Consider the following 22842-nt stretch of genomic DNA (forward strand, 5'->3'; position numbering starts at 1 on the left):
AATCCGAAGAGCCTGAGAGCTTACACCATCACATCCTTCGGGTCTTGTTAGTGCCCGTAAAGAGATCAAAAGATCGCAGCCTTCGGCAGCTCCTACACGGGCCAATGTAGGAGCTGCCGAAGGCTGCGATCTGTTGACCCTAAAAAAACATTGCCAAAGGAGAACAATCGTTCTACTGTTTGCCACATGAACGAAATCACTAGCAACGACACGCGCGACATCATTCTGGACGTCACCGAAAAGCTGATCTACAAAAGTGGCATCGCTGCCACCAGCATGGATCTTCTGGTGAAAACCGCCGGTGTCTCCAGAAAAAGCATCTACCGTTACTTTGCCGACAAGGACGCACTGACCGTCGCCGCCCTGCAACGCCGCGACATCCGCTGGATGCATTGGTACAGAAGCGCCGTCGATCAGGCCGAAACCCCGGCCGATCGCCTGCTCAACCTGTTTACCGTGCTCAAAGGCTGGTTCGCCTCGGAAGGCTTTCGCGGCTGCGCCTTCATCAATACCAGCGGCGAGACCGGCGACCCGCAAGACCCCGTTCGGTTGGTTGCCAAAGAACACAAACAGAAGCTGCTCGACTACGTGTGCGAGCTGTGTACCGAACATGGTGCCGAGGATCCGCAACTGCTGGCCAAACAGTTGCTGATCCTGATTGACGGTGCCATTACCGTAGCGCTTGTGATGGGTGATCACAGTGCCGCCGATAATGCGCAATGCATGGCGCGAAAGTTATTGGACCTGTAATGCCTTAATAAGCCGGACTTGTTGTTCAATTATTAATTAGATCGGGAGACTGAACATGTCTACTGCAGCCCAGGTACGTCCGCCATTACCGCCCTTCAGCCGTGAATCGGCGATCGAGAAAGTTCGACTGGCCGAGGATGGCTGGAACTCCCGCGACCCGGAACGGGTATCGCTGGCCTACACCCTCGATACCCAATGGCGCAACCGCGCCGAATTCGCCAACAACCGTGAAGAAGCCAAGGCTTTTCTGACCCGCAAGTGGGCAAAAGAGCTGGATTACCGTTTGATCAAAGAGCTGTGGGCGTACTCCGACACGCGCATCGCCGTGCGCTATGCCTATGAATGGCACGATGACTCAGGCAACTGGTTCCGCTCCTATGGCAATGAAAACTGGGAATTCGATGAGCAGGGCCTGATGTTCCAGCGCTATGCGTGCATCAACGACATGCCGATCAAGGAAAGCGAGCGCAAGTTCCACTGGCCACTGGGCCGCCGCCCGGATGATCACCCAAGCCTGTCCGACCTCGGCCTGTAAGCCAACACAGCTCCAACTGTAGGAGTGAGCCTGCTCGCGATAGCGGTGTGTCAGTCAACCTATAAGTTGAATGTTCAGACGCCATCGCGAGCAGGCTCACTCCTACAGGGGATGTGTGGGGTTCAGGCGACGGCAGCGGTCTTTTCGGCCTCGAGCTCGCGAACGAGCGGCAACACCCGCCGACCGAAATATTCGACCTCTTCCTGAAAGTGCAGAAACCCCGCCAACACCAGATCCACCCCCACCGCCTTCAACGCGACAATCCGCTCGGCAATCTGCAACGGCGTGCCAATCAGATTGGTCTTGAAACCGTCGTTGTACTGCACCAGATCCTCGAACGTCGATTTCGCCCAGTTGCCCTCTCCCTCCGGTGACGCCCTGCCCGCCTGTTTCGCTGCGTCGCCAAAGGCATTCACCGCTTCCGGATCGGCCTGATCGATGATCTGCGCCAGTACGGCTCTGGCCTCTTCTTCAGTGTCGCGGGCGATGACAAAGGCGTTCACGCCAATTTTCACTGAATGATTGTTCGCCGCCGCTTTCTGACGAATATCGTCAACCTGCGCCTTGATCCCTTCAACGCTATTGCCATTGGTGAAATACCAATCCGAGACCCTTGCGGCCATGTCCCGCGCCGCACGCGAGCTGCCACCCTGAAAGATTTCCGGACGGCCCAGTGGTTTTGGCTTGAGGGTGTAATTGTCGAAACGGTAGAAATCGCCGCGAAAGGTGAAGTTGTCCTGACTCCACACGCCGCGCAGCGAGCGGATGAACTCCTCGGAACGGCGATAACGCTCGTCGTGCTCCAGCCAATGCTCGCCGATGGCCTGGAACTCGCCTTTGAACCAGCCGCTGACAATGTTCACCGCGATGCGGCCATTGGTGAGTTGATCGATGGTTGCCAGTTGCTTGGCCGCCAGCGCCGGTTGCCATGGCCCGGGCAGAATCGCCGCGATTACTTTAAGTTTGCTGGTCGCTGCAAGCAGTGCATGGCTGAATGCGACGGACTCGTGCTGGAACTCGGCGCCGTAACCGGCGGTAAAGCGGATCTGCGTCAGCGCGTACTCGAAACCGGCGGCTTCGGCGATTTGCGCCAGTTTGCGGTTGTAGTCGATGCCCCAATCCGTGCGCTGTTCAATCTTGCTGACCACCAGCCCACCGCTGACGTTCGGCACCCAGTAGGCAAATTTTACCGCTTGCTGACTCATTGGCGTGTCCTCGGGACATTTGAGAGATGAGAGTGGTAGAGCAGCAAGCGTGCCAGGGTTGGAATGCCTGGTTTTGTTGGTTTTTTCGATTGTGCAGATGTTTTGCACAAGGAGATTTGTTGGCGGGTTGTTGTGTGGACAACAGTTGGTTTGGGGTCGGCATGAAGAATGCCTTCGCGAGCAGGCTCGCTCCCACAGGGTGGAATGCATTTCAAAATGTGGGAGCGAGCCTGCTCGCGAAGGCGTCAGACGGGTCGCCGCAACACTTGGAAATGAGTAACATGACCGCCCTCCCCGCAGCTCACGTTCTGCGCCCTGCCGAATAAGCCGATTCCATGCCTTTCGAACTCAGCGTTGACCTCACCACTCTGGCCATTCTGGCCATCGTCGCCTTCATTGCCGGTTTCATCGACGCCATCGCCGGCGGTGGCGGCCTGCTGACCACGCCAGCGTTGCTGACTGCCGGCCTGCCGCCGCACCTGGTGCTCGGCACCAACAAGTTGAGTTCGACTTTCGGTTCGGCCACCGCCAGTTTCACCTTCTACCGCCGCAAGCTGTTTCATCCACGCCAGTGGGTGCATGCGATTGTCGGCACGCTGGTCGGTGCATTGACCGGCGCCATCGTCGCCCATTACCTGCCGGCCGAATGGCTGAACAAGATGCTCCCGGTGATCGTCTTCGCTTGCGGTCTATATCTGTTGTTCGGCGGCACGCCAAAAGCGCCGCTGGACAGCGATGCGCCGATCAAAAAGAAATGGCAGTCGACCCAAGGCTTCAGCCTCGGTTTCTATGACGGTGTGGCTGGGCCTGGCACTGGCGCATTCTGGACGGTGAGCAGCCTGCTGCTCTACCCGATCGACCTGGTCAAGGCCAGCGGTGTGGCGCGCAGCATGAACTTCGTCAGCAACATTGCGGCGCTGTCGGTGTTCGTGTTTTCCGGGCAGGTGGACTGGATCATCGGCCTGAGCATGGGCCTGTCGGTGATGGTCGGCGCGTTCTTTGGCGCGCGCACCGCAATCAGCGGCGGCGCCAAGTTCATTCGCCCGGTGTTCATCACCGTGGTGCTGGGTTTGACCGTGCGCCTAGCCTGGCAGCACTGGTTCAGCGTGGCCTAAGCGCCGCGCCACGTAGACGTCGATCAGGTAACGGGCAATCGACTTGGACGCCGGCAACGGCGGCAGGTCGTGCACGTTAAACCACTGGGCGTCTTCGATCTCGTCTTCCTGACAGACGATCTCGCCACCGGCATATTCGGCATGGAAGCCGAGCATCATCGAATGCGGGAACGGCCAGCACTGGCTGCCCAGGTACTGAATGTTCTGCACCTCGATCTGCACTTCTTCGCGCACTTCACGAATCAGGCAATCCTCGGCCGACTCGCCAGGTTCAGCGAACCCCGCCAGCGTGCTGTACACCCCGCTGACGAAACGTGGTGAACGCGCCAGCAGAATCTCGTCGCCACGGGTGATCAGCACGATCATGCTCGGCGAAATACGCGGATAACTGCGCAAGTCACACGGCTGGCAATACATCGCCCGTTCGCGCGGCACCTGCGTCATCGCCTGGCCGCAATTGCCGCAGAAACGGTGCTCGCGAGCCCAGGTGCCGATCTGCGCGGCGTAACCGAGCACTTTGTAGATCGTGTGATCGCCATCGAGCATGAACGCTCTCAGGCCTTTCCAGTTGCAACCCGGCACCTCACTGGTGCTGCGCAGTTCGAGCAGATACACCGGCTCGCCGTCGAGATGGCCAATGCCGTGCTCGGCGAGGATCGACAAGTCCTGCCGCTTGAGCCATTCGCGTGGGAACAGCGCGCCGTTGTCATCAAACAAAAAACCGTCCGGGCTGCGCGCAACCGCCCAGCCGCCCGGTTGATCGGTGTCGAGTACTGCAGTGGTCCAGCGAGCTGTCATGGTTTCTCAGTCCAGAAATTCGGGTTTCTGTTTGCTCATGTGGGCGGCCATGGCCACGCGCAAATCAGTGGATTGCAGCATGGCGGCGTTCCAGGTGGCAACGTATTCGAGGCCGTCGTCGATGCGATGGTCGCGCATGTAGCTGATCATTTCCTTGGTGCCGGTGACCGCGATCGGCGATTTCGAAGCGATCTCGCGGGCGATCTCCAGCACGCCTTCGAGCAACGCGTCCTTGTCGCTGTAGACGCGATTGACCAGGCCGATGCTGCGCGCCTCGTCAGCGCCGAAGGTGCGGCCGGTGTAAGCCAGCTCACGCAGCATGCCGTCACCGATGATCCGTGGCAACCGTTGCAAAGTGCCAACATCGGCGGCCATGCCGATATCGATTTCCTTGATCGAGAATTGTGCGTCTTCGGCGGCGTAACGCATGTCGCACGCGGCGATCAGATCGATGGCGCCACCCAGGCAGTAACCCTGAATCGCTGCGAGCACCGGTTTGCGGCAGTTATCGACGGCATTGAACGAGGCTTGCAGGGTGAGGATCTTGCGGCGCAGCAGGCGCGCGTTGCGGCCGACGTCCTTGCCCAGTTCATTGGCGACGCCGGCGAGCATCATCAGATCGATGCCAGAGGAAAAATGTTTGCCATTGCCGCTGAGCACCACTACACGCACTTCGTCGGTGTCGTCGATCCACTGGAAGATCTCGACGATCTCGCTCCAGAATGCCGCGTTCATCGAGTTGATTTTTTCCGGGCGATTGATTTGCACATGGGCGATGTTGTCGGCCAGTTCGACGCTGAAAGCGGAGTATTGAGTCATGGCAGTGATCCTTTACCGGGCTGAAAATGAGGCCCGAACTATAACAAGGCATCACAGTGGCGGTTCGGCCAAATGCGGGACTGACTTGAGGAGATGTACTGCAACATTCCACCCTGTAGGAGCTGCCGCAGGCTGCGATCTTTTGATGCTGATTTTAGAAGACCAGATCAAAAGATCGCAGCCTGCGGCAGCTCCTACAGGGATTTTCGTGTCACGAAGGCTGCGGTTTCGTAGGGGACTGTTACTACATCCTTGCCGCGCAACTCGGGCTCGGACGCGATCAGCGCGCGAATCTGCTCATCAACCTTCGTCCGTTGTGCGTCCGGCAGTGCGGCAATGAAACTGGTCGAACGCACCCGATTGAAAATCACGTCCTCCGGCGAGCCGGTATGCCCATTGTGAAACTGCTGCAACTGCAGTGGCCCGAACGCCGGGTGCGGAAACGCCTTGCGCCATTCGCCGGTGTAATAACGCGGCGTATCACCTTCCAGCGCATTAACGATGGCGTCCAGCTTCGGCACCCAGCTCACTTGGGTGTCGCGCAGGTTCCAGATAAACCCCAACTTGCCGCCAGGCTTGAGCACTCGAGCGATCTCGGTCAACGCGGCTTCGCTGGCAAACCAGTGAAACGCCTGCGCGCAGATCACCACGTCGACCGACGCATCCGGTAGCGGCAGATCGGTCGCCGTGCCATGCACGGCCAGCACCTGCGGCCAGGCATCAAAAAGTTTCTCGAGCATCTGCGCCACGGGTTCGACGGCGATAACCTGCGCGCCTGTGGCCACCAACCGACCGGTGAATTTGCCGGTGCCGGCGCCCAGATCAATCACCGTCTTGTGACCATCCAGACCTAGCGTTGTCGTCAGCCAGTCACTGACTTGCGGTGGGTAATCCGGCCGCCCTTTGACGTAGGTATCAGCGGCCGTTTTGTAGCCCCCAGTGGAATGATGCAGATGATCGTTCATGGCAGTCCCCCTTATCGCAGAGCTTCGGATCAACGGCAGACGCTTGCGAGCATAGCGCCGGAATTTGTGCCTGACTTGAACAGTCACTGAGTAAGCAATGAATAAAATTTCACCCTGTGGTGTTCAAAGTGAAACATAACCCCCTGTGGAGCCTTGCCCATGACTATCCGTTCCGTTATGTTCGCCGCCCCGCTGCTGCTGGCGGCTGCCATGTCCAGCCATCTGGCCTTCGCCAATGGTGACGAAGACGAGCCGGTGCAGAAGCCCGAATGCCCGAAAGGTCAGGTCTGGGACAGCAAAACGCAAAAATGCGTATTGCAGACCAGCAGCCTGCTGCCCGATGCCGACCGCACCGATTACGCCTATCGCCTGGCCAAGGCGGGTCGCTACGATGAAGCACTGGCGTTGCTCGACACGCTGAAACAGCCGAACACCGCCAAGGCGCTGAATTATCGCGGGTACGCCACGCGCAAACTCGGGCGTACCGACGAAGGCATCAGCTATTACCTGCAATCGGTGAAACTCGATCCGCAATACGCGCAAGTGCGCGAATACCTCGGCGAAGCCTACGTGATCAAAGGCCGCGTCGACCTCGCGCAAGAACAGTTGCGGCAGATCCAGTCGATCTGCGGCACGGCGTGCGAGGAATACCAGGACCTGGCGCAAGCCATTAACGACTCATCGAAAACCTGATATCAAAAGCGGAGGCCATCATCGTCAGCGATCAGGCATTCAGAGCAGAACTCGGACAGCATCTGGCGCGATTGTGGCGCTACGGTCTGCTGCTGTCGCGCAATCGGCATGTCGCCGAGGATCTGGTCCAGGCCACCTGCGTGCGGGCGCTGGAGCGTTCTGCTCAATATATCGCCGGTACGCGCATGGACCGCTGGCTGCTGAGCATCCTGCATTCGATCTGGCTCAATGAAGTGCGCGCGCGGCGCGTGCGTCAGGGCGCAGGACAGGTCGATGCCGACGGCCATCTGGCGTTCGATGGTGAATACGCCGCGCAAACCCATGTACTGGCTGCGCAAGTGATTCGGCGCGTCGACGTCCTGCCCGAGACCCAGCGTGAAACGGTGTATCTGGCCTATGTCGAAGGCTTGTCCTACCGCGAAGTCGCCGAGATCCTGCAAGTGCCGATCGGCACGGTGATGAGTCGCCTGGCCACCGCACGCCTGAAACTCGCCGAATACCCGCCGCTGCAAGCGGTGCCGAAAACCACCGAAGGAGACCGGTCATGAACACACCTTCGGATGAACAACTGGTCGCGTACCTGGACGACGAACTCGACCGCGAACAGCGCAGCCAATTCGACAGTGCCATCGCCGACGATCCGCTGCTCAGCCTGCGTGTGCAATGGCTGAGCCGCAGCAATCTGCCGTACAAAGCGGCCTACGATGAACTGGCGCAGCAGGCGCCACTGGAACGCTTGCAGGCTCGGCTCGACGGTATTGCGTCACCGGAACATCCGCGCCTGAGCCGACGCTGGTTTATCGCTGCGGCGGCCGCCACCCTGGTGGCTGGCGGCGTGTTGGCCGATCGGCTGTTGCTCGGCTGGCAAGCGGCGCAAGACCACTGCTGGCGCGAACGGGTCGGCGACTACATGGCGCTTTATGTCCCGCAGACGCTTGATCATCTGCCGGTAGACGAGGCGAGTCAGCGCGCGCAGTTGCGCACGGTGGACGCGCGATTGGGCTTGAGTCTGGCACCGGCCACGCTGAGGCTGCCCGGCGCGGAGCTCAAGCGCGCGCAATTGCTCGAATACGACGGCGTGCCGATCGCGCAAATCACCTATCTCGATGCCAGACATGGGCCGATGGCCCTGTGCGTCACCCGCGCCAACAGCGGCAGCCAGCCGCTGGCTCACGAACGGCGACACGCCATGAACGTGGTGTACTGGACCGCGCGCGAGCATGCGTGGATGTTGATCGGGCATAACCCGGCGCCGGAACTTGATGCTCTGGCCAGACACCTGATCGAACGATTGAGCGCATGACGGCCGTTGCTACTATCCTGTGCGCGTGATTATCCAAGGAGGACATACCGATGCAGATTTCACCGCGCAGCGCGCTGCTGGTCATCGACGTGCAGAACGACTTCACCCCAGGCGGACAGTTGGCCGTACCGGAAGGCGATCAGATCGTCCCGCTGATCAACCGTCTCGGCGGCCACTTCAAGCAGGTCATCATTGCCCAGGACTGGCACCCTGCCGGTCATGCTTCGTTCGCCTCCAGCCATCCCGGGCGCGAGCCGTACGATGTGATTGAGTTGCCTTACGGCCAACAAACGCTGTGGCCGGATCATTGCGTGCGGGCTACGCCCGGCGCCGAGTTCCATCCGGAACTGAATCTGCCTCATGCCCAACTGGTGATCCGCAAAGGTTGCAACCCGGACATCGACAGTTATTCGGCATTCCTGGAAGCCGACCGTACGACGGTCACCGGGCTCGCCGGCTATCTCAAGGAGCGTGGCATCGACACGGTCTATATGGTCGGACTGGCGCTGGATTTCTGCGTGATGTTTTCCGCGCTGGATGCACGCACGGCAGGCTTCAACGCATTTGTCGTGCTGGATGCCTGCCGGGCGATCGATCTGCAGGGATCACTGGCAGCAGCAATCGAGCGCATGCAACTGGCCGGGGTCGGTCTGATCCAGTCAAACGAACTGATCTGACCCGTGTAGGAGCTGCCGCAGGCTGCGATCTATTGAGGGTGTTTTCAAGATCAAGAGATCGCAGCCTGCGGCAGCTCCTACAGTGGTTTCAGGTGGTAGTGGGCAGCCATAGCCGGAAGCGTGCGCCACCCAACGGTGAGGATTCCACGGTCAGGGTGCCACCCTGCGCTTCCAGGGCCCGGCGACTGATGGCCAGACCCAGGCCAAAACCACCGGTGGCCCGGTCGCGGCTACGGTCCAGCCGGTAGAACGGCTCGAAAATCCGCTCGCGCTCATCGTCCGGGATGCCGATCCCGTCGTCGTCCACCCAGATCTCACAACCTTCGCCACTGACCTGCACGCCGATCTGAATGCGTTTCTCACAGTAACGCATGGCATTGCGCAGCAGATTCTGGATGGCGCGGGCGGTCAGGCGCGGATCCAGCGAGAAGCGTTCGAGCTGACCATGCAACAACACGTCGATGACGATTTCCGGCGACTCCAGCTCCTCATCGACGCTGCCGAGAATGCTGTCGATGAATTCGTCCAGTGAGACTTCAATCTGCTCCGGCAATTGCGCCGGGTTCTGCAAGCGGCTGTAGGACAGCAGCTCAAGCACCAGCTCATCGAGTTCACGAATGTGCGCGACCAGGCCCTGCAAGCGCTCGCGGCTGGCGGCCGGCAAATCGTCGGACAGCGCCAGCGCGAGGCCGAAATCGAGACGCGTCAGCGGAGTACGCAGTTCATGGGAGACAGCATTGAGAAGGTCGCGCTGCTGATTCAACAGGTTTTCGATGTCGCCGGCCATGGTGTCGAACACGTTGGCCAGACTGCCGATGTTCGAACTCTGGGCGATTTTCGTGCGCTCGCTCAAATGACCTTTACCGAAGCGTTCGGCAGTGCCCTTGAGGCGTTCGAGATCGCGCCAGTGCGGGCGCAACCACAGCAGCAGGCACGCCAGCAGGCTCGCGCCGATCAACACGTTAATGCTCCAGTACAACAGATTGACGTCCATCGGGTCCGGCGGCACGACCATTTGCACCGCCATATCGTCATTGAGCGGTGTCACTGCCAGCGTGCGCCAGCCCCAGTCGCCGATGCGCACCACGTTTTCGCCACGGCGCAGTCGTTGCTGCTCGATCGCGGTGAAATCGGCGTTATCGATGCGCGCAAGGACGATGTGCAACGGCTGGAAATCCTTGTCCATCGACGCCGCAATCGCCGGCCACTGTTCGTGCGGTGCAGCATGAAACTGCTTGGTGATCAGCGATTGCAGGCCGCGCGAATAATCCAGGTTATAGGTGACGAAGCGTTCACGGAATGCCATGACCACCAGGTCCGGTACCAGATAGATCGCCGCGCTGTACGAGATGATCGTCACCAGGTACAGGCGAAACAGGATGCGAAACATCAGCTCAGCATTCCCACTCGGAACGGCTGAACAGATAACCCTTGCCCCACACGGTCTTGATCTTGCGCGCCTCACCGGCGTGGTCGTCGAACTTGCGCCGCAGCTTGGAGATCGCAACGTCCACCGAACGGTCGGTGCCATTGAATTCAATGCCGCGCAAACGTTGCAGAATCTGGTCACGACTCAGCACTTCGCCGGCATGCCGGGCCAGCACGACCAGCAAATTGTACTCGCCGCTGGACAGTTCCACCGGTTGCTCGCGCCAGGTCACGGTACGCTCGGACAGATCAATGCACAGGTTGCCCATGACGATGCGATCGTTGACCGTCAACGGTTCGCCGAGGCTGCTGCGGCGCAACAAGGTGCGTACCCGCGCGAGCAAAACACGTGGCTCGCAGGGCTTGGTGACGTAATCGTCGGCGCCCATTTCCAGGCCCAGCACCTGATCGTGGCTGTCATCGCGGGCGGTGAGCATCAGGATCGGCAACGTCGCCGAGTCGGCCCGCAGCAAGCGGCACACCTGCAGGCCATCGAGGCCCGGCAACATCAGGTCGAGAATCACCAGGTCCGGCGGATTGACCCGCGCCCGCTCACGTACGTGATCGCCACGGCCGATGACACTGACGGAATAGCCGTTGCGTTCCAGATAGCTGGAAATCAGTTCGGCGAGGGCGGTGTCGTCTTCGACCAGGAGGATGTTGGGCATGGAGGTGTTCCAGAAAGTGCAGTGGCGACATTGCCCGCGATGACGATGCAACTGTCGCAATAAATTTCAAGGGCTAAAGGATATACGCCCTCAGCCGCCCCTGAGTAAAACCCTTACACAATTTCACACAGCGCCTACAAAGCTTCACCGCTACTCTCGGCGACTGGCCGTAGGATGCAGGCATCAATATTGGGGGTGGTAAATGTCGAACAAACTGTTGGCCGGGCTCGGCCTGATCGCAATGGCGCTGACGCTGAGTGCCTGTGACTCGTCCTCGAACGCCGAGGAACAGGCGCCACCGGCCACCGTGCGCATCGAAACCATCGAGGCCCATCCCCTGTCGATCAGCAGCGAACTCAGCGGCCGCGTCGCTGCGCCGCGCATTGCCGAAGTCCGCGCACGGGTCGCCGGCGTGGTGCTGCAGCGCACCTTCCGAGAAGGCAGCGACGTGAAAAAGGGTGACGTGCTGTTCCGCATCGATCCGGCGCCGTTCAAGGCTGACCTCGACAGCGCCGAAGCCGCGCTGCGCAAAGCCGAAGCCAATGCCTTCCAGGCAAAACTGCAGGAACAACGCTACGCGCAGCTGATCGACGACAAGGCCATCAGTGGTCAGGACTACGACAACGCGCGCGCCAACGCCCGGCAAACCGCCGCCGACGTCGCGGCCAACAAGGCCGCCGTCGAGCGGGCGAAACTGAATCTGGGTTATGCCACCGTCGTCGCACCGATTTCCGGGCGTGTGGGGCGTGCGCTGGTCACCGAAGGCGCGCTGGTCGGGCAGAACGAAACCACGCCGCTGGCATTGATTCAGCAGTTGAACCCGATTCACGCCGACGTCACGCAATCGACCCGCGAACTCAACGAACTGCGGCGTGCATTCCGCTCCGGGCAGTTGCAGGAGGTCGGTCAGGATCAGGTCAAGGTCACGCTGATTCAGGATGACGGCAGTCTCTATGCGTTGCCGGGCAAACTGCTGTTCAGCGATATCACGGTTGATCCGGGCACAGGCCAGATCATCTTGCGCAGCGAATTTCCGAACCCGGACCTCGATCTGCTGCCGGGCAGTTTCATCCGGGTGCGCATCGAACAGGCGAAGATCCAGAACGGTATTACCGTGCCGCAACGCGCCGTTCAACGTGACAGCGCCGGCATCGCGCAAGTGCTGACCGTCGACGAGCAAATGCGTGTGGCGCAGCAACCGGTGCAACTGGGCGCGGTGCAAAACGATCGCTGGATCGTCACCGGCGGTCTCAAGCCCGGCGACCGCATCGTCGTCGAAGGCGTGCAGCACGCCCGTCCTGGCGAAAAAGTGCAGATCGACGATACCCCTCTTCCACTTGCCCAGACTTCTGGTCAGTAAGCAGGACGCTTTTCCATGCCGCAATTCTTTATCGACCGTCCGGTGTTTGCCTGGGTCGTCGCGTTGTTCATCCTGCTGGCCGGTGCGCTCGCCATCCCGCAATTGCCGGTGGCGCAATACCCCGATGTCGCGCCGCCGCAGATCGAAATCTATGCCGTGTACCCTGGTGCGTCGGCGCAAACCGTCGACGAAAGCGTGGTCAGCCTGATCGAAGAAGAGCTCAACGGTGCCGATCACCTGCTGTACTTCGAATCGCAGAGCAGCCTTGGCAGTGCGACGATCAAGGCGACTTTCCAGCCTGGCACCAATCCGGAGCTGGCGCAGGTCGACGTGCAGAACCGCCTGAAAGTGGTCGAGTCGCGTCTGCCGCAAGCGGTCAATCAGCAAGGCTTGCAGGTGGAGAAAGTCTCCTCCGGTTTCCTCCTGCTGATCACCCTGACGTCCAGTGACGGCAAACTCGACGACGTCGCGCTCAGCGATTATCTGGCGCGCAACGTGATGAACGAGATCAAGCGTCTCGACGGCGTCGGCAAGGCCCAGCTGTATGGCGCCGAGCGAGCGATGCGCGTGTGGATCGATCCGCAGAAACTCATCGGTTTCAACCTGACGCCGGCTGACGTCAACGCCGCCATCGTCGCGCAGAACGCCCAGGTTTCTGCCGGTAGCATTGGCGACTTGCCAAACCCGTCCAGCCAGGAAATCACCGCAACCATTCTGGTGAAAGGTCAGTTGTCGACGCCGCAAGAGTTCGCCGACATCGTGCTCAAGGCTAATCGCGACGGCTCCACCGTGCGCATCGGTGACGTGGCGCGGGTCGAGATCGGCAGTCAGGAATACCAGTTCGGCACGCGCCTCAACGGCAAGCCGTCGACCGCCGTCGGCGTGCAGCTGTCGCCGGGGGCCAACGCGCTGAACACCGCGACGCTGGTGCGGGCGAAGATGGACGAACTGGCGCGCTATTTCCCGGTGGGGGTGGAATACAAGATCCCGTACGACACTTCACCGTTCGTCAAAGTCTCGATCACCAAAGTGGTCTACACCTTGGGCGAAGCGATGTTGCTGGTGTTCGCGGTGATGTTCCTGTTTCTGCAGAACGTGCGTTACACGCTGATCCCGACACTGGTGGTGCCGGTGGCATTGATGGGCACGTTCGCGACCATGCTGGCGCTGGGCTTCTCAATCAACGTGCTGACCATGTTCGGCATGGTCCTGGCCATTGGCATTCTGGTGGACGACGCGATTGTTGTGGTCGAAAACGTCGAACGGATCATGGCCACCGAGGGTTTGTCGCCCAAGGAAGCCACACGCAAGGCGATGACGCAGATCACTGGCGCAATCATCGGCATCACGCTGGTGCTGGTGGCGGTGTTCATTCCGATGGCCTTCATGCAGGGCTCGGTCGGGGTGATCTACCAACAGTTCTCGCTGTCGATGGCCACGTCCATTCTGTTCTCGGCGTTCCTTGCCCTGACCTTGACTCCGGCATTGTGCGCGACGCTGCTCAAGCCGATTGCCAAGGGCGAACATCACGAGAAATCCGGGTTCTTCGGCTGGTTCAACCGCCGCTTCGAGCACCTGACCGATCGTTATCAGGGCTGGGTCGGCTATGCGCTGAAACGTAGTGGCCGATACCTGCTGATTTACGTCGTCCTGCTGGTGGGGCTCGGTCTGTGCTTCGCGCGTCTGCCCTCCTCGTTCCTGCCGGTGGAAGATCAGGGTTACACCATCACCGACATTCAACTGCCACCCGGTGCGACCAAGAATCGTACGGTGGCCGTGGCTGAACAGCTCGAGGCGCATAACGCCGGCGAGCCAGGGATCAGCGACAGTGTGGTGATTCTCGGTTTCAGCTTCTCCGGTAGCGGCCAGAACGCAGCCTTGGCGTTTTCGACCTTGAAGGACTGGTCGCAGCGCGGCAGTGATGACTCCGCCAGTTCGATTGCCGACCGCGCCAATATCGCGTTGAGCGAGATCAAGGACGCCATGGCGTTCTCGGTACTGCCACCGCCCGTGGATGGCCTGGGCACATCGAGTGGTTTCGAGTTCCGTTTGCAGGATCGCGGCGGCCTCGGCCATGCGACCTTGATGCAGGCGCGCACCGAACTGCTCGCGGCAGCGGAGAAAAGCCCGGTACTGATGAACGTGCGCGAAAGCGCGCTGGCCGAAGCGCCGCAAGTGCAATTGGTCGTCGACCGCAAGCAGGCAAATGCCTTGGGCGTTTCGTTTGCCGACATTGGTAATGTGCTGTCCACCGCCGTCGGTTCCAGCTACATCAACGACTTCCCCAACCAGGGGCGCATGCAGCGTGTCGTCGTGCAAGCCGAAGGCGATCAACGCAGCCAGGTCGCCGACCTGCTGAAAATGCACGTACGCAACAACACCGGGCACATGGTGCCGCTGTCAGCGTTCGTGCAGGCCAACTGGATTCAGGGCCCGGCGCAGTTGACCCGTTACAACGGTTATCCGGCGATTGCGATTTCCGGCGAACCGTCAGCGGGGCACAGTACCGGTGAGGCCATGGCCGAAATCGAACGTCTGGTAGCGCAGGGCCCGAAAGGCCTTGGTCAGGAATGGACCGGGTTGTCGTTGCAGGAACGCCTGTCCGGCAATCAGGCGCCGATCCTCCTCGGTCTGTCCTTGCTGGTGGTGTTCCTGTGTCTGGCGGCGCTGTACGAGAGTTGGTCGATTCCAACCTCGGTGTTGCTGGTGGTGCCACTGGGCGTGCTCGGCGCGGTGCTGGCCGTGACGTTGCGCGGCATGCCCAATGATGTGTTCTTCAAGGTCGGGCTGATCACCATCATCGGCCTCTCGGCAAAGAACGCGATCCTGATCATCGAGTTTGCCAAGAGCTTGTATGACGAAGGGCATGACCTGATCGATGCGACGTTGCAGGCAGCACGTCTGCGTCTGCGTCCGATCGTGATGACGTCGCTGGCGTTCATTCTCGGTGTGGTGCCACTGGCCATCGCCACTGGCGCCAGTTCCGCAAGCCAACAAGCCATCGGGACCGGGGTGATCGGCGGCATGATCACCGCGACGCTGGCGGTGATCTTCGTCCCGGTCTTCTTCGTCGTCGTCATGAAGCTCGTACAACGATTCACCAGGCACTGATGCAAAAGTAGGAGCTGCCGCAGGCTGCGATCTTTTGATGTTGTTTTGAAGATCAAAAGATCGCAGCCTGCGGCAGCTCCTACAAAAGCAAGGTTGTGTGAGCTATGGTGCTGGGACAGTTCACCAAGTGAGTCCCCATGCGCTTTCTCGCTCGCACCCACCCTCGCCTGTCTGCCGCCGCCCTGTTCGGCCTTGCCACCGGCCTGTTGGCACCCGCCGACTCCATCGTCAGTAAAATCCTCATTGGCTGGAACGCCGGTGTCTGGACTTACCTGATCCTGATGTTCTGGCTGACCGTGCGCGCCAAGGCCCCGGACGTCAAACGCATCGCTGAAGTCGAAGACGAAAATGCCGGGCTGGTGCTGTTCGTGGTGTGCATCGCCGCGCTGGCGAGTCTGGCGACCATCACCTTCGAACTGGCGGGCAGCAAAGACCTGGAAACCACGCGCAAGCTCATGCATTACGGGTTTACCGCACTCACAGTGATCGGTTCGTGGCTACTGATCGGAGTGATTTTCTGCGTGCACTACGCCCGCCTGTTTTACACCTGGGATGGCAAGGAACCGGCGCTGCGTTTCGCCGAAGGACTGACCACGCCCAACTATTGGGACTTCTTGTACTTCTCGTTCACCATCGGCGTGGCGGTGCAAACAGCGGATGTGGGCGTGGCGACGCGGGATATCCGCAAGATTGTGCTGGCGCAATCGTTGATCGGGTTCGTATTCAACACGGCGATATTGGGCTTCTCGATCAATATTGCGGCAGGGTTGTTTGGTTGAAGGTGGCCTGGAAGACGACAATTACTTAGCAACCGGCGATGTTATCCAAGAACCATTAGTTTCACAGATTGGAGACTTCGTAAACTGTCAACAGTGACAGTATACAACCCCTATACGGACAGTATTAGATGGCTCATCCAGGATTAGGGCTAAGGCCTTTGGGTACCTCTTCTTTCGTAACGGAGACCGATTCCATGAAAGCGGTAATCAAGCGCACCAGCTTCGCAGACGGTAACTATGTCAATGCAGCAGCATTTGCTACGAAAACAGAATTTCCAGAGTTTATCGCCACTTCTCGACTGATAGACAACGTGAAATCCGGGCCACAAAAAACCGACGCCGTTCTTATTACAGCCGTACATCGACCCGCCGCAAAGACAAAGGCAAAAAGCCTGGCTGCTCGGACAGTGTACATTTCATTACCGGCCAATTTCGCCGTTGGCGATTATGAGTTGAGATCGCGCGCTGATGTGGACTTTAGTTTTAAAGATGCTGATGGGACTGTCTATGAAAGCGTCTCTGGAAATATCAAACTGGAGCCAGCGCTTGGAGACAACGTCAAAGGCAGTTTCCAGGCAGCTCTTGAGTATCCAGGTACAGAGGGCGACACGTTTACCCTGAAAGGCAATTTTCAGGTTTTGAAGGCTGGATGAATAAAAGCATTAAAAAAAAAGGAAGGCTAAGCCTCCCTTTTTTTATGACTCAAAATTGATAATGGACACCAATGCCCATACCAAAGTCTTTGCTGACATTTTCACCTTTGCTGGTATCCACCTCTGCGTACATCTGCCAACGGCCAGTCAATGTCCATGATACTCCGGCCCCCACTTCAAACTGCCCACCGGACAAATCGTTATTGAATTTATTATCGTTGATGCGCACTTCGTTGTTTTTCACAAATTCGTTGACTACCGCGGCGCGCACATGAGGCTGCACGATACTGCCATCCGCCAAGGTCGTACCTCTGCCTAGCGTGACGCCCACCTTGCCAAGCATAGAGCGTGTAGTGTCGGCGTCAGCGCGCAACCCGTTATCCAGCGTATATTCCTTGCCTTGCACAGACGCAGCCTGCCACTGAGTGAAAACTTCAGTGTAGTAATCCTCGCTGATGTCGATGTGCTTACCAAACTCCACCGACGCACTCGCGCCAAGGTTGTCGTAATCACCTTTGGTACGAGTGCCATCACTCATCGTCACTTTGGCATCGTTGCGAAAATGATTGAGCTTGGCAACAGTATCCAGGTAATAGCCACTCTCACCCAACCACGTACCATAGACACCGATCGAGGTGCTGTCGATTTCGCCTGAACTGCCGCGTTTCAAGTCCAGATCGGACTTGCTGTACCCTGCGAAAACGCCAAACAATACTGTTTCATCCGCGAGCTGGATTGGAGTGTCCACACCCATGGACAAACCATACTGATTTTGGCTGTAACCATCGCCATAAGCGTTATTGCTGATGGAATATCGATTGCCGTAAGAGCGAACCCAGCCACCGGTCAACTCGCTGTTATTGCGAAGATCGCCCATGCGGTTATTCAACGATGCCATCTCGCCGTATATCACCGTGGGAGCCGTACCAAAAATGGCCAAGACCGAGCGTGTGGGTGTACTGACAACTTCCTTGTCAGGCTGCAAATACCAGTCGTTTCCTTCCTTGATCAATTTGTAAGTGAATGCACCGGCATCCACTTTGCTGTTGACCAAACCATATTCGGCAGTACCGGCGACGCTCTGCACCACTTTTATTGACGCATCACTGACAGGGTCCAGCCCTGTACTTGAAACCAATAACTGGTGATTACCGGCTGCACTGCCCGTCACATTCAATAGATCACTGATGCCCCTGTTGAAGTCGGTGCCCATCTCGAACGTACCGCTGCCCGACAGATTGGCCACATCAAGCTGGAAATACTGTTGGCCGTCGCCCAGCTTCACCCTGCCGCCATTGGCGAGCGCCAGGTTACTCACAGATTGGCTGGCGGTCATTTGCCACAACGCCTGATTGCCGATGGCAAAGTTGGCAACATCATTGACTTGCCCTATCAGCGTGGAAGCATTGTCCAGCCGCAAGGCCGAAACGCTGTTCGCGGCACCTGAAACGTTGCCGGTCATAACGCTTTGATTGTTGATCGTGGTGTTGGCGACATTCTGCAAGTCGCCGGTCAACATGGAAGCATTGTCGATCAACATGGTAGATGCGCCTATGACGTTGCCCGTCATATTCGCCCGATTATTGAGTGTCGCGCTGGTAACGTTTTGCAAGTTGCCGCTCAAGGTTGCATTGTTTTGCAGCGTGACATTTGCCGAGCTGCCGGAAGCCACTTCGACATTCCCCTTTAGAACGCTGTCGTCCACGACAAGATTTGCGGAAGCACCAGGACCGACCTCAAGCAAGGTGCCGTTGGCGCCGATCAATGTCGAATGATTACGTACTGTGATATTGGCAATGGTAGGGAAATTCGGCGCATTGAAGCCCACCAAAATGGCGGAGCCGCCCTGACCTTCCACCCGCGTACCATCAAGCAGGATCGTTGATGGAATGATGGCCGATGCCTGAGTGTCGGTTCCGACGATCAAACCGTTGCGTCCACCCGTGAGGGTGCTTGAGGTGGCGGACAGTGTGCCTTCAAGCAATCGAATACCAAAACTGCTGCCTCCAGTGCCTTGCACAGTGGAGTTCTGGATATCGATATTGCTGAACCGATTGCCCGCGATCCCGCCTTGTAGGCCTTGAACTACAGATTGGTCACGCAAGGTCACCGTCGATCCTCCGACGCTGGCAACGCCACGAACCGCTGACATACCAATCCCGCCCGCACTGGTGACAGTAGTGCGACTCAATATGGCACTGGCGTTGGTCAGGAACATTCCTTGTGAAGCAGATGCTGAGGTAACGGTAGAGCCGGTCAAGTTGACAGTACTGCCCACCGTACCAGTGATAGCGAGAGTTTCGGCGCCAAGGCCTATCAACGAAGCATTGGTTTCAAGTTGCCAGGTATCCAATGGTGTAGTGGCATCAATATTTTGCGTGGTGCCTGCTGGAACGGTGGCGGCGTGGGACAATCCCGAATCAAATAAAATTGGAATACATGTAAGCAAACAAAAATGAAGAGTGTTTCTGGGAAACGCGGAATCTGATATTGAAGACATATTTAGGCCCTACTCGGTAACATTACCTGACGAACGCGGTTCCCCCCATGACTGATATGTGAGGGCAATCCGAGACGGCCGTCAGACTACGGTTTACCAAGCCAGTTATATGTAGGAAACATCCTCGTCGAGGTAGGACTTGTCTCATTTTCATGTACGAGGCTTCATTCGAAAGTAAAAAATCGCCAGCACTGATGAAAGAAAAGCCAGTTGACTTTCACCAGCGCTGACGAACTCATACGCCGAATCAAGGAGTTACTTCAGGCCGTTCAATGTCGCAATACACCAGACTCGTATTCAGAAGCGCCACAGGGACGATCGTTTCGGATGTAATGCCGTTGACCGTGTAGGCAATGCGGGCGTAACGGGTGGCTGGACGAGTCCCTGGTGCAGTACTCGGCAACTGGATCGTTTTGATCGCCTCATAATCGGTAAGACGGAACTCTAGATCTCCCGTTGGCGGCATCGGGGCGGAATCCGTGATAGTGGTGTTGGGAATATCCGTGCCAGCCGGAGTATTTGTGGTGCGCCCCACGAACGTCAGATCGACCGTTGCCCCAGTCGGGATATTGGCATCGCGGATAATCCGGATCCGCAAATTACGCGGCTGATACGGCGGCATTGGACCGTTCACCGTTACAGGATGATTAAGGCTAGGGCAGTTGATGCTGGTGATAATCCGCTCCGGCACAACAGTTCCACTCGCAGCTCGGAACGCTGACACGATAAGCTGAGGCGCGGGTACATTGATCACGATAGCAGTCACCTGGACATCGGTAGGTATCTTCTGCTTCATCACGTTGGCGCTGCCCGGGTACTCGATGGTGATGTACGCTTTGCGAGCGTCTGCCCCCGTACCGTTCCCCTCCAGGCGAATGGTTTCCCAAGGCAATGTCGTTTGCACGGTTGTGTCGCCCACCCGTACCGGAATGGGTTCGCCGACCTGTTTATCCTGGTAATAGAACTTGACGATTTCACGCCCGGTGACCGGACGGTTTACATCAGTCCACAAAGGCCAATTCATCGTTGCCGCAATACCAGCCTGTGCCGGACCCAGTGTGTTTGGTGCTGGCGCCGGAGTCCCAGCGCCCTGCACCACGACAGGAGAAATGTTGATGTTCGGCAAGTCGGGCAGATTCGGTTGCTCAGGCCCGGCATAGGAAAAGTCGACGATGGCAAACACAGACGCCGAAGTCGGGTTAGGCGTGATTGTTGAGCGCTCCAGTTCGTACCAGTACTCAAACTCCACCTCTTGAGTCCCATTGGCATCGCCAAAGAGCTGGGACATGATGTCAAAATCCAGTTCGAAAAGCAGAGGCCCGGCAGTACCAGCCGGCGGAATCGGTTGTTCAGGCAACGCAATCGCTGCCCCGGCCTGATCAGAGGTCAAGTACGGAATGATTCGATCACCCGGAAGCGAATTCAACGGAAAGTCGATTTCCATGATGACTTTGGTTGGATCAGCAGCAGTGGACAAGGTAATCGGAACACTGCCATTGGCGCCCGTGACAGGGATTCTTGGAACTTCCAATACCGGCGCAGGAGTCTTGACGCGCCTGAACAGCGTGGTAATAGCCGAGTTGTTGCTTACATTGCCCGGCAAATCGATCAGGTTGTAGGAATAAAAGTAAGACCCTTCATTCATCGCCGACAAATAGCTGAGCGGCACATTGATAACACCGCCGGTTGGCACTGGAAAGTCTTCGACCACCGCGCCTTCACCCTGCATCAGAGAAAACGTGGTTTGCGTCGAGATATAAAAATTGACCTTATCTTTGCTCGCTTCGAACTTCTGATAAGCCGTGGGAATGGTTAACTTCAAACCACCACTGTTGGCAGGATTGAGCAGCCAGGCATCATCGATAACTGGAGGAAACCCCGCCCCCAAGGTCAACAGCGTAGGCCGTATACCTGTGCCGTTCGGACCACCGGGTTGGCGTTGGTAAGGCGCAGTCTGATCCAGCAGGATCTCGGTGTGGGGACTGGAGGTATCGACGTTATCGAATGCATCATAAATGAAGAACGACAATTCAAAAGGTGTGTAATCACCGTTCGCATTGAAGACCTCCCTTACCCTGGCCGGGATATCGACCTCGAACACAATAGGGAATGTCCAGTCTCCACCGGGCTCGGCGGCTTTGGTTTTCGTCACAACAACAAATGTTGGGTCGAACTCGACAGGAACTGTTCCCTTGGGAAAAAGATAAAGTTCAATCCTTGCTGCCCCGTCCGGGCCCTTATCATCAATATCAGTCAAGTGCACAGTAATTTTTTTATTAACGACCAACTGCTCGTAAGTCAATCGACCATCCGGCAAATTGCCTACAATAACAGGAGGCAACGCCAGCACACCCGTCCCAAGTTTCGCCTGCATATTCATATTCGTACGCTCCATCAACATGCCATTTATTGGATAATTAACGTTATCGCCCAATAGAAAACTACGCGACTGCAGACTGCTAACTTCTTTGGCTAACATTTTGTTGCTTTCAGAAACGTCCAACACACTTGTTACCGGCCCACAAAAATTACTTTTACCAGGAACAACCCGGTCGAACTTGACCAGGCCAGTTTCTGACTTTCCCAAAGCGGTGTTATTTCGATGCAAGGTGTAGGTGGCAAGAGCAGAAGCATCTCTTGCCATCGGCTCAATATATTTGGCGTAATGTTGGGAAGTCAGCTCAAACGAGAATCCGTCAGTTGAATTAGCATCTGCCAGGGTCAATGTTTTGGAGAACCGTCCCGCCGTTCCTTTGATTGGCCTCACGCCATTGAGACTTTGAAAACCTTCCCAATCCAGAGTGACGACGTCTTTTTCGGCAAACCGTCCAGGCTGCGCAGGCACTTTGATTTGTACTGTTTTCCACACTTTGGGTACTGAATTGCAATTGAGATACCCCCAGATAGTTGCACTTGGAAATTCTGGCTCCAACAAGTTGACGGGAATTAGTCGGCTGACGATGTACCATTGCGGCAAGGACGTATCAGGATTACCAGTGTCTTGCGCAGTAACGCGATATCTGAGCCGGATATCGCCGTCACGCTGTAAATATCGAGGTGGAAGGATAAAAAAATCAGGGACGGTCACAGGTACTGGAAGGCGTTCACTGTGAAAAATCTGTTCTTCTGCCTCGGAGGCTCCGGGTTCCAGAACCATGATTTCAATCAGATCGAAGTTACCAGGAATGACCGACGGATTCGGCCACATGGGTATACGGATGATCACGCCTTTAACGGGTGCGTCAGGTGGAAGTGCACCGCCCGTGCCGACGCCATCGATCGTTAGCGGAACCGCAAAAATACCGATGTTATTTGTTTCGATAGAGAAAGAATTCATTGGCTGACGGCCCTGTAAAATTCCGTTCGCAACGCTGAGGGAATTAAGCGCTTAGCGAACAGACTTGCCTACTGTCAGATCTGACAGGTAAAGCGACCGCTCGTCGGCGAAAGACCTCTGACGCAGGTTGGCTCGTGATTAACGCA

19 protein-coding genes are annotated in these 22842 nt (G+C 57.6%); 11 read left to right on the forward strand and 8 right to left on the reverse strand.

Annotated features, from left to right (window positions below):
* The first annotated feature begins 186 nt into the window (after positions 1–186).
* Together ACIPIZ_RS01780 and ACIPIZ_RS01785 are read left to right on the forward strand one after the other, a co-directional pair.
* Positions 187–750: a TetR/AcrR family transcriptional regulator gene (locus ACIPIZ_RS01780; RefSeq protein WP_064390180.1), complete on the forward strand. Its 564-nt coding sequence runs from the start codon at positions 187–189 to the stop codon at positions 748–750.
* A gap of 55 nt (positions 751–805) precedes the next feature.
* Complete coding sequence (locus ACIPIZ_RS01785; RefSeq protein WP_105706580.1) at positions 806–1285, forward strand: nuclear transport factor 2 family protein; 480 nt, start codon at positions 806–808, stop codon at positions 1283–1285.
* 122 nt (positions 1286–1407) lie between these two features.
* Here ACIPIZ_RS01785 and sfnG read toward each other — a convergent pair whose 3' ends face one another.
* On the reverse strand, positions 1408–2490 hold the full coding sequence (gene sfnG / locus ACIPIZ_RS01790) for a dimethylsulfone monooxygenase SfnG (protein ID WP_401163606.1): 1083 nt from the start codon (positions 2488–2490) through the stop codon (positions 1408–1410).
* A 335-nt stretch (positions 2491–2825) separates the two neighbouring features.
* Here sfnG and ACIPIZ_RS01795 point away from each other — a divergent pair, with 335 nt between their 5' ends.
* Positions 2826–3605 carry a TSUP family transporter gene (locus ACIPIZ_RS01795; protein ID WP_064390185.1) on the forward strand — a complete coding sequence of 260 codons (780 nt, stop codon included), beginning with the start codon at positions 2826–2828 and terminating at the stop codon, positions 3603–3605.
* Here the strand turns inward: ACIPIZ_RS01795 and nudC are convergent.
* The 3 genes from nudC to ACIPIZ_RS01810 form a co-directional block, all read right to left on the reverse strand.
* Positions 3573–4403: an NAD(+) diphosphatase gene (gene nudC, locus ACIPIZ_RS01800; protein WP_105706589.1), complete on the reverse strand. Its 831-nt coding sequence runs from the start codon at positions 4401–4403 to the stop codon at positions 3573–3575. The two genes, ACIPIZ_RS01795 and nudC, sit on opposite strands and share 33 nt — an antisense overlap.
* A gap of 6 nt (positions 4404–4409) precedes the next feature.
* On the reverse strand, positions 4410–5222 hold the full coding sequence (locus tag ACIPIZ_RS01805) for a crotonase/enoyl-CoA hydratase family protein (RefSeq protein ID WP_105706590.1): 813 nt from the start codon (positions 5220–5222) through the stop codon (positions 4410–4412).
* Between the two features lie 194 nt (positions 5223–5416).
* Complete coding sequence (locus tag ACIPIZ_RS01810) at positions 5417–6187, reverse strand: class I SAM-dependent methyltransferase (protein ID WP_401163608.1); 771 nt, start codon at positions 6185–6187, stop codon at positions 5417–5419.
* Between the two features lie 159 nt (positions 6188–6346).
* Here ACIPIZ_RS01810 and ACIPIZ_RS01815 point away from each other — a divergent pair, with 159 nt between their 5' ends.
* From ACIPIZ_RS01815 to pncA, 4 genes are all read left to right on the forward strand, one after another.
* Positions 6347–6880 carry a tetratricopeptide repeat protein gene (locus ACIPIZ_RS01815; protein WP_064390192.1) on the forward strand — a complete coding sequence of 178 codons (534 nt, stop codon included), beginning with the start codon at positions 6347–6349 and terminating at the stop codon, positions 6878–6880.
* Positions 6881–6942: 62 nt separating this feature from the next.
* Entirely contained in the window at positions 6943–7428 is a 486-nt protein-coding gene (locus tag ACIPIZ_RS01820; RefSeq protein ID WP_371920143.1) for a sigma-70 family RNA polymerase sigma factor, read from the forward strand.
* On the forward strand, positions 7425–8183 hold the full coding sequence (locus ACIPIZ_RS01825; protein WP_122854901.1) for an anti-sigma factor: 759 nt from the start codon (positions 7425–7427) through the stop codon (positions 8181–8183). The genes ACIPIZ_RS01820 and ACIPIZ_RS01825 overlap by 4 nt, the downstream gene beginning before the upstream one ends.
* 50 nt (positions 8184–8233) lie before the next feature.
* Entirely contained in the window at positions 8234–8860 is a 627-nt protein-coding gene (gene pncA, locus ACIPIZ_RS01830; protein ID WP_064390194.1) for a bifunctional nicotinamidase/pyrazinamidase, read from the forward strand.
* Between the two features lie 88 nt (positions 8861–8948).
* Here the strand turns inward: pncA and ACIPIZ_RS01835 are convergent, their stop codons facing one another.
* Entirely contained in the window at positions 8949–10250 is a 1302-nt protein-coding gene (locus tag ACIPIZ_RS01835) for an ATP-binding protein (protein WP_064390195.1), read from the reverse strand.
* A gap of 4 nt (positions 10251–10254) precedes the next feature.
* Positions 10255–10956 (reverse strand): response regulator transcription factor, encoded by a 702-nt coding sequence (locus tag ACIPIZ_RS01840; RefSeq protein WP_064390196.1) that lies wholly within the window; start codon positions 10954–10956, stop codon positions 10255–10257.
* A 202-nt stretch (positions 10957–11158) separates the two neighbouring features.
* Between ACIPIZ_RS01840 and ACIPIZ_RS01845 the strand changes: the two genes are divergently transcribed.
* The 4 genes from ACIPIZ_RS01845 (at position 11159) to ACIPIZ_RS01860 (ending at position 16859) form a co-directional block, all read left to right on the forward strand.
* Positions 11159–12316, forward strand: coding sequence for an efflux RND transporter periplasmic adaptor subunit (locus ACIPIZ_RS01845; RefSeq protein WP_064390197.1), 1158 nt, complete (start codon positions 11159–11161; stop codon positions 12314–12316).
* A 15-nt stretch (positions 12317–12331) separates the two neighbouring features.
* Entirely contained in the window at positions 12332–15427 is a 3096-nt protein-coding gene (locus ACIPIZ_RS01850) for a multidrug efflux RND transporter permease subunit (RefSeq protein ID WP_401163611.1), read from the forward strand.
* A 137-nt stretch (positions 15428–15564) separates the two neighbouring features.
* A complete protein-coding gene (locus ACIPIZ_RS01855; protein WP_150648106.1) occupies positions 15565–16206 on the forward strand; it encodes a DUF1345 domain-containing protein in 642 nt (213 codons plus the stop codon).
* Between the two features lie 194 nt (positions 16207–16400).
* Positions 16401–16859, forward strand: a complete 459-nt coding sequence (locus ACIPIZ_RS01860; protein ID WP_064390200.1) for a hypothetical protein — start codon at positions 16401–16403, stop codon at positions 16857–16859.
* 49 nt (positions 16860–16908) lie between these two features.
* Here the strand turns inward: ACIPIZ_RS01860 and ACIPIZ_RS01865 are convergent, their stop codons facing one another.
* Positions 16909–19272 (reverse strand): autotransporter outer membrane beta-barrel domain-containing protein, encoded by a 2364-nt coding sequence (locus ACIPIZ_RS01865; RefSeq protein ID WP_401163613.1) that lies wholly within the window; start codon positions 19270–19272, stop codon positions 16909–16911.
* Between the two features lie 334 nt (positions 19273–19606).
* On the reverse strand, positions 19607–22696 hold the full coding sequence (locus ACIPIZ_RS01870; protein WP_401163614.1) for a hypothetical protein: 3090 nt from the start codon (positions 22694–22696) through the stop codon (positions 19607–19609).
* Positions 22697–22842 lie beyond the last annotated feature (146 nt).

The organism is Pseudomonas sp. NPDC087690, from assembly GCF_044743175.1.
Taxonomy (GTDB): domain Bacteria; phylum Pseudomonadota; class Gammaproteobacteria; order Pseudomonadales; family Pseudomonadaceae; genus Aquipseudomonas.